Genomic DNA, 6,506 nt, shown 5'->3' with positions numbered 1-6,506 from the left:
GAGAGATCGGTGAGCACGCCGATCTTGACGTTCTTGTCCTGAGCCGCGGCCGCGGTGACGGTCGCAGCGGCAATGGCGGTGCCGAGCAGAAGTCTGGTAATCACTTTCGACATTCAATCCTCTTCAGACTGCTCCCGGCACGCGCCGAGAGCGTCACTTCTTCAACAGTGGACAGGTGCTCTTCTCAAGCGGCGTGAACGCTTGATCCGCAGGGATCGTCGCCACCAGCTTGTAGTAATCCCACGGTGCCTTCGACTCCTCCGGCTTCTTGACCTCAAAGAGATAGGCCGGATGCAGTTTGCGCCCGTTGGGCTGGATCGTTCCCTTCCCGAATAGTGCGTCGTCGGTCGGCATTTCCTTCATCTTGGCGACGACCTTGATGCCGTCATGCGAATTGCCGCCCATGGCGTCGAGCGCTTTGAAGTAGTGGATCAGCGACGAGTAGACGCCGGCCTGCACTGTCGTCGGCATCGCCTTGTTCTTCGCGCGCTCCTGGAAGCGCTTGGAGAAGGCACGGGTGCCGTCATTGAGATCCCAGTAGAAGGTCTCGGTCAGGTTCAGGCCATTGGCGACCGGCAGGCCGAGCGCGTGGATGTCGGAGATGAACATCAGCAGGCCGGCGAGCTTCTGGCCGCCCTTGACGATGCCGAATTCCGACGCCTGCTTGATGGAGTTGATTGTGTCGCCGCCGGCATTGGCGAGGCCGATGACCTTGGCCTTCGAGGTCTGCGCCTGCAGCAGGAAGGACGAGAAGTCCGGCGTGTTGAGCGGCGGACGGACGCTGCCGACCACCTTGCCGCCGACCGCGGTGACAGCGGCGGTGGTGTCACGTTCCAGCGCGGTGCCGAAGGCATAGTCCGCCGTGAGGAAGAACCAGGTGTTGCCGCCGGCCTTGGTCAGCGCGGTGCCGGTGCCGTTGGCAAGCTGATAGGTGTCATAGGCCCAGTGGATGGTGTTCGGCGAGCACTGGGCGTTGGACAGGTCGGAGGTCCCCGAACCGGAGTTCAGATAGACGCCGTTCTTCTCCTTGACCACATTGGCCACCGCGAGACCGACCGACGAGGTCGGAACGTCGACGACAACATCGAGCTTGTCGCGGTCATACCACTGGCGTGCGATGTTCACGCCGACGTCGGGCTTGTTCTGATGATCGCCGACCAGCACGTCGATCTTCCAGCCCTTGGCCGTGAGGCCGGAATCCTCGACCGCCATCTGCGCAGCCAACACCGAGCCCTGCCCGGTGATGTCGGCATAGAGGCCGGACTGGTCGTTCAGCACGCCGATCTTGGCCGTCTTGTCCTGCGCATATGCTCCTGAATTCGCGGCAAACACTGCCGCGACTGCAAGTAGCGATGAGGTAACCTTCCTGTTCAGCATTGTGTCTCTCTCCCTGAGATATTCATGATTTCACTCGGACCGTTGGCTCGTTCCGTAGCTTTTATGAATTAGACGCCGAGATAGGTGTGCAGCTTGTCCATGTTGGCGGACAGCTCCGAACTCGCGAATCCGTCCACGACCTGGCCGTGATCGACGATGTAGAAGCGATCGGCGACGGTGGAAGCGAAACGGAAATTCTGCTCGACCAGCAGGATGGTAAAGCCTTCCGACTTCAGCCGCGCGATGGTGTGGCCGATCTGCTGGATGATGACAGGCGCCAGACCTTCGGTCGGCTCGTCCAGCATCAGGAAGCGCGCGCCGGTGCGCAGGATGCGGCCGATGGCCAGCATCTGCTGCTCACCACCCGAGAGTTTTGTCCCTTGGCTGTTGAGGCGCTCTTTCAGGTTCGGAAACAGTTCGAAGATCTGCTCGACCGAGAGGCCACCCGGACGGATGGTCGGCGGCAGCATCAGGTTCTCGCGCACGTCGAGGCTGGAGAAGATGCCGCGCTCTTCCGGGCAGAAGGCGATGCCCTGCTTGGCGATCTTGTCCGAGGCGGCCTTGATGATCTCGTTGCCTTCGAACTTCACCGAGCCGGTGCGCTTGCCGATGATGCCCATGATGGACTTCAGCGTGGTGGTCTTGCCGGCGCCGTTGCGGCCGAGCAGCGTCACCACCTCGCCCTGCTTCACGTCGAAATTGACGCCGTGAAGAATGTGCGATTCACCGTACCACGCCTGCAGGTCGCGGACTTCGAGAACGGTCTTTGCGTTGGCCGAAGAGGATGCCGGAGCGGCCGTGAGTGTATCAGCCATGTCCGGCTCCCAGGTAAGCTTCCTTCACGCGTTCGTCCTTGGTGAGGTCGGCATAGTTGCCTTCCGCCAGGATCTTGCCGCGCGTCAAAACGGTGATCGTGTCCGACAGCGTCGAGACGACGCTGAGATTATGTTCGACCATCAGGATGGTGTATTTCGCCGAGATGCGCTTGATCAGCGCGGCGATCTTGTCGATGTCCTCGTGGCCCATGCCGGCCATCGGCTCGTCCAGCAGCATCATTTCCGGATCGAGCGCCAGCGTGGTGGCGATCTCCAGCGCGCGCTTGCGGCCATAGGCCATCTCGACCGCCGGGGTGTTGGCGAATTCGGACAGGCCAACATCTTCGAGCAGTTCGGCAGCGCGCTGATTGTATTTGTCGAGCACGGTTTTGGAGCGCCAGAAATCGAACGACGCGCCATGCTGACGCTGCAGGGCCACGCGGACATTTTCCAGCGCGGTCAGGTGCGGAAACACAGCCGAGATCTGGAACGAGCGCACCAGGCCGAGACGGGCTACGTCGGCCGGTGCCATCGCGCTGATGTCCTTGCCCTTGTAGAGAATCTGGCCTTCGGAAGGCTGCAGAAACTTGGTGAGCAGGTTGAAGCACGTCGTCTTGCCGGCGCCGTTCGGCCCGATCAACGCGTGAATGGTACCCTTGCGGACCCGGAGATTGACGTCGCGAACGGCGTAGAATCCCGCAAATTGTTTGGTCAGTCCGTGGGTTTCGAGAATGAACTCATCGGTCAAGCAAATTTCCCCCAACCGGCCTTGCTCGCGGTGTCGCGCGGCTGGCCGATTTTTTGCGCAGCGGTCGTGAACGATACGAAGTCGGGTTCGCCCCAGCCCGGCTGCATGTCGCGGCACGGACTATGCCGTCAAGCGATCAATTAACGCAAGTGCAGTACGGGCGTTTTGCCGGGGACGGCCTGTCGCACCAACTTCGCCATTAGTCTTAGAGGGTTGCGCCCATCATGCATTGCACAAAAAGGATGCGCCGCATTCCGGCGAACAGAACTTTTCACAGTGCCGACGCCGTCATTCCGCATGGAACGAAATTGCAATCGCCTGTTAATTGTACAGGTAAACAACCACGCCTCTTCACGCTTTGTTTGCCGGACGGGCGCATGCTTTGCGGCATCCGGAAATGGGAATGATGGCTGTGAGTTTCGAAGGCTCAGACGCATCGGTGGTGAAGTCGATCCGGCAGCGTGACCTGCTGAATTGCTGGCTGCGCCTCTATGCGCCCGCACGCACGCTGCCGCGCGTCGCCGCCTATCAGCCCGAGCGGCTCGACGACGAGCGCGCCGATCTCGTCAATTACATCGTCGATCACAACTTCACGCCGGTGCGCTTCATCATCGACAGCAACGGCACGCGGATGGCCAGCGCCTATGGCTCCAACGGCCGCGGCCGCTATCTCGACGAGTATCTCGGCCCGATCCTCGGCCCGGTGGCGCTGCCCGCCTATCACGCCTGCGTCGCGCACCAACTGCCGGCCTATACGATCTCCATGATCGACGACATCAACGGCCATGCGGTCGCCTATGAGCGCCTGCTGCTGCCCTTCTGCGACGGCGGCGATCAGGGCGTCACCCATATCATCGCATCGCTGAAGACCATCAGCGAAGACGGCGGCTTCGAGATCCGCAACCTGATGCGCGGCCATCACAGCGTGCCGACACCGAAGCTCAGCGTGGTGATCGACCACAACCTCGCCCATCGCATGCCGGGCCGGATCGCCACCGGCGACATGATCGAGATCGACTGACCCGGCAATCACCTGGATGCGCGGCGGATCATTCCTCCTCGAAGCGGAGCTTCGAGGCCCATTCGGGGTAATCGATCAGAGGATTGCGATTTCCCTGCAGGACGAAGATCGCAGCGTTGCGATGCAGCTCCCACTCGTCCGGCGGAAACCGCTCGTGCCAGGATAGCAGCGTATCCATTCTGCGGCCAGCGTAACGCGAACCGATTACGCCGGGATAGCGGAGCATAAAATAGAGCGTGGCGCGCGCCACGGCCCCCTTGCCGCCTTTCGGCTCGAAGGTCTCTTCCTCCAGCCGGCCGCAATCCTGCATGGTGCGCTCCAATTCGTGCTGCACGAGTGGATGGTTGGAGCGGAAACTGTTGCAGCGTGGCTCGCAGGAGAACAAGTGATGCAGGTCGCCGCGCATCGGCTCTTTCCTGGCGAACCAGCTCTGCGGCACGACATGTTCGCAATTATACTTGAACTCCGCTTCGAGCATCGCCTCGAGCCGGGTGGATTCGAGGATACCCTTTTCCAGCAGGGTGGAACGCGCCTCGCGCCGCAGGCGGTCCACTTCGGCGTCGGCCTGGATGAAGGACTCCGGCGTAACCTCGACGCCAGAATAGATGCTCTGGATATTCCCGTTAGGACGCACATCGACCCATGGATAGACGTATTTCGACGGCTCGTAACTGAGCGGGCTGGTATGCGTGCTTTCGAGTACCTCGGTGATCGCGGCCTCGACATCGGCGCCATCGACGTCGATCCCGGCCCAATAATCCGTGCGCACCTGCAAATCGGCATCGGCGTCGTAATAGACCTCGCGATCTGCCAGCCGCGCGACGGCATCGTCGGGCTTGATCGCGCGCCGCCCGGTGGCGGGCCGCAGGTTGCGGCCAAGCCGGCGAACTTCCTCGTCGGTCAGTGCCGGGGGATACGCCGCCTCCGCCACAGCAAGCGCCGGCTCCGACGCAGTCAGCCGCAGCAGGATCGGCCGGTGGTCGGACACGTCGAGGAAGCGATCGATGGTGCGATCGAGCGCCACGATCATGAAATCGCTCTCGTCCGGCACCATGTTCTTCGACACGAAGACATGATCGATGAGCGACTTGAACGGCGCCTTCACATAGGTGATTTGGCTGTCTTCTGCGTCGCTCGCCGTGACAGCCGTCAAGCCGGCGGTGGTGAGCGCATCGAGGTCGCCCGACTTGAGCGTGGCATTGGCATCGCCGCCGATGATCCAGTCGCCGTCGAAATTGGCATCGGCGCGCAGAGCGACGACGGCCTCGGCCAGCAATCTGGCAGCCATCTGCCGCCGCAGACTTCCTTCAGCCTTGGCCTTCAGATGGATCGGCACGAGATTGAATTTGGCAGCATGGCCGCGAAGCTTGGTCTCGACCTCATAGAGGGCTGGATATCGATCGAACACCTTGCCATGGACGCTTTCTAGGGCGAGCTGGGGGAATTGGCGGCTGTCCACCTGGAACAAGCGCTCGACTGTCGCGGGCCACGTCTTGCTCGTCACTTCGACCGTGCTCTTGTTCCACATCACGGTGGTGATTTGCCGCTCCGCCGACGCATCCTGGCTTGCGAGAACGCCCCACTCCTCGGTGGAGTATGTGCTGGCGAGATGCCGGGCCAGAGCCTCGGTCGCCTCAAGGCCGGATTCGACGAAGACCCAGATGTCTAGATTCATCTCGACAACGATGCGGGCGACGGCATCGAGCTTTTCCGTCCACCGATTGTTGAACCATTCGATGTTCCAGAAGCCGATATCGACGTCCTGGTCCTCGCCCTCATAGGCATCGACCACGCGCTCCATGGCGCTGCTCGTCGGACCAACCTTTCGGCCGAGCGTGCCGAAGAAGCCCATCAGTTCATCCGTCCCGCGGAAGAACTGCATCATGCGTTTGGCAGCCGCATTGCCGGCCTGAGCGTCCAGTTCGAGCGCCGCCGCGATGGCGGAGAACTTGATCCCCTCATTGGCCTTCGCTTCCGCGGCAGCGTGGTGCAGCGCCACGAGCTCCCAGCCATCATTCATGACCGGCGCGCCCGAACTTCCGGTCTCCGTATCGGACTCGTAGCGAACGACGCGGGCGTCCTGAAACGTCACCGTATTGTTACGGATAGCGACTTCCTTCAACCGGCCGTCGGGATGCTGGATGATGTTCAGCTTGTCATTGTCGGCAACCGCAAAGGACTGGCGCAGCAGCGGCACCATGCCGAAGGTCGCGCCCGGATCGCCGTCGACCGCAACGAAGGTGACATCGAGGCCGCCAGTGTTATTGGCGCCGACCACAGGGCTGGTCCAGAACAGGATGTCCGGCCGCAGGCGATAGGTGGTGACCTTCCTCACGGTGCCGTCGGGCAGAGATGCGAAGTCGAACAAGGCGCGGCTGCGCAACGCTACATCCTTGCTGTTCAGGACGTGATGATTGGTGCAGAGGATGTTGGGCGCGACGAGGAAGCCGGTTCCGCTCCACGACCCCGTGCGGCCTTCGTAATCGACGCCGGACGCATCGATCTTGCAGATCGCGCGCGAGCGCGCAGCGCCCTCTTCCCGCCA

The 6,506-nt window shown here is 61.8% G+C and carries 5 protein-coding genes; 1 reads left to right on the top strand and 4 read right to left on the bottom strand.

What is annotated here, in order from left to right; all coding sequences use genetic code 11:
• Positions 1-153: 153 nt before the first annotated feature.
• The 3 genes from ACIQ17_RS29360 to ACIQ17_RS29350 form a co-directional block, all read right to left on the bottom strand.
• Positions 154-1,377 carry an ABC transporter substrate-binding protein gene (locus ACIQ17_RS29360; RefSeq protein WP_398472959.1) on the bottom strand — a complete coding sequence of 408 codons (1,224 nt, stop codon included), beginning with the start codon at positions 1,375-1,377 and terminating at the stop codon, positions 154-156.
• A gap of 68 nt (positions 1,378-1,445) precedes the next feature.
• Entirely contained in the window at positions 1,446-2,192 is a 747-nt protein-coding gene (locus ACIQ17_RS29355) for an ABC transporter ATP-binding protein (RefSeq protein ID WP_398472958.1), read from the bottom strand.
• On the bottom strand, positions 2,185-2,940 hold the full coding sequence (locus ACIQ17_RS29350) for an ABC transporter ATP-binding protein (RefSeq protein ID WP_398472957.1): 756 nt from the start codon (positions 2,938-2,940) through the stop codon (positions 2,185-2,187). The genes ACIQ17_RS29355 and ACIQ17_RS29350 overlap by 8 nt, the downstream gene beginning before the upstream one ends.
• A 403-nt stretch (positions 2,941-3,343) precedes the next feature.
• Between ACIQ17_RS29350 and ACIQ17_RS29345 the strand changes: the two genes are divergently transcribed.
• Positions 3,344-3,961 (top strand): hypothetical protein, encoded by a 618-nt coding sequence (locus tag ACIQ17_RS29345; protein ID WP_398472955.1) that lies wholly within the window; start codon positions 3,344-3,346, stop codon positions 3,959-3,961.
• Positions 3,962-3,989: 28 nt separating this feature from the next.
• On the opposite strand, the gene ACIQ17_RS29340 is transcribed toward ACIQ17_RS29345, so the two are convergent.
• A partial coding sequence (locus ACIQ17_RS29340; protein WP_398472954.1) for an endonuclease occupies positions 3,990-6,506 on the bottom strand: 2,517 nt, incomplete at its 5' end.

This window comes from Tardiphaga sp., from assembly GCF_044340795.1.
In the GTDB taxonomy this organism is placed as follows: Bacteria; Pseudomonadota; Alphaproteobacteria; order Rhizobiales; family Xanthobacteraceae; genus Tardiphaga.
Note: the sequence above shows the minus strand (reverse complement) of the source record. Positions and strands in the feature narration are given on the sequence as shown.